Below are 270 nucleotides of genomic sequence, written 5' to 3'. Positions count from 1 at the left end.
CATTACGTTTTTCATGGTTTCTTCCTAAGCGCGGCGGTTAGTCAGTCATCGGATAAAGCTGAGTTAAGAGTTTCTCTTCCCGCCAAGCCTGCAGCAATGCACCAAGTGTCGGGGTTTTGTGGCCTTGTTTTTTATGCTTAGAGCCAATCTGGTAAAGCAAGCGATATTGTTTTAAAAGCGTAGTAAAGATATCGCTTAGCGGAGTATCGCTGTCCCAAATATGTGCGGCTTCGCTGCTCGCCCCATTGATTTCCAAGATATCGAAACACT

General features: G+C 45.6%; 1 pseudogene. It reads right to left on the bottom strand.

The annotated features are described in order from the left end of the window. Positions 1 to 37: 37 nt before the first annotated feature. A pseudogene (locus A3774_RS16105) lies at positions 38 to 270 on the bottom strand (D-alanine--D-alanine ligase); the annotation flags it as partial.

This window comes from Neptuniibacter marinus, from assembly GCF_001597725.1.
Lineage (GTDB): Bacteria > Pseudomonadota > Gammaproteobacteria > Pseudomonadales > Balneatricaceae > Neptuniibacter > Neptuniibacter marinus.
This window is presented reverse-complemented; position numbering and strand designations above follow the sequence as displayed.